The 1,037-nt window shown below is 62.4% G+C and carries 1 protein-coding gene and 1 pseudogene; both read left to right on the top strand.

The window, feature by feature from the left end:
• Window positions 1–738, top strand: a 738-nt coding sequence (locus EN984_RS35760; RefSeq protein ID WP_127384414.1) for an ABC transporter substrate-binding protein, incomplete at its 5' end; no start/stop codon positions are given.
• 103 nt (window positions 739–841) lie between these two features.
• A pseudogene (locus EN984_RS35765) lies at window positions 842–1,037 on the top strand (ABC transporter permease); the annotation flags it as partial.

Consider the following 1,037-nt stretch of genomic DNA (forward strand, 5'->3'; position numbering starts at 1 on the left):
TATCAGGGCCGCCCGCGCGACGCCTCGACGCCCGGCATCATCATCGGCACGATCGACGAATCCGTCGGTGGCGACGGCGTCATCACCGATGACAAGATCAAGTCCGTTGCCGATCTGAAGGGCAAGGTCGTCGCGGCCGAGCCCAACATCCCCTCGCGCCTGCTGCTGCAGATGGAGCTGAAGCAGGCGGGCCTGTCGCTGAAGGATCTGCAGATCAAGGACATCGCGACGGCCGATACGGGTGCGGTTTTCGTCGATGAATCGATCGCCGCGATCGCGACCTACGAACCGTTCATGTCGCAGGCGCTGAAGGCCTCGACCCGCACCGGTGCCCGCATGCTGATCTCGTCCAAGGATCATCGCGGCATCATCATCGACGCGATCATCGCCCGCAACGACGACTTCAAGGCGAACCCCGACAAATACGCAAAATTCCTCGGCTGCATCTATGAGACGGTCGATTTCATCAAGGCCGAGCCGGAAAAATTCGCCGACATGGCGTCCAAGCATTTCGGCCTGACGCCTGCCGAAGTGACCGACATCGTCAACTCCAGCCTGTCCTACACGACGCTTGCAGAATCCCTGGCCTACATGGGCAAGCCGGGAGAAAAAGGCACGTTGCACGGGATATTCGACACGGTGATGGATCTAAACCTGGAGAACGGCGCCGCCGACAACAGACTGGTGGCGGCGGACCAGATCGACAGTTCGGCGATCAACAAGATCCCGGCGAAATAGCGGCCGCGCGGCCGGGCCGGCAGCTTGTCTCGGCTGTCGGCAGCGATGTCATTCCGGCTCGCGCCGGTGACGGCCGTTCTTTCGATCATCCGGGGATAATGATTTGTTCAGCAGCCTGTTTGTCTTCCGCGGTCGCGCATCGCCGATGCTGGAGTTTGCCGTCAGTGTCGCCGCGGCTGTGCTCGTCGTTGCCCTGTGGGAGCTGGCGGCGCGCGCGGGCATCATTGCGCCGCAGTTCCTGCCCTCGCCGAGCCGCGTCGTCATTGCCCTGTGGACGATGCTGACCGAGCAGAACCTGC

It is taken from the genome of Mesorhizobium sp. M7A.F.Ca.CA.004.12.1.1, from assembly GCF_003997835.1.
Classification (GTDB): Bacteria; Pseudomonadota; Alphaproteobacteria; order Rhizobiales; family Rhizobiaceae; genus Mesorhizobium.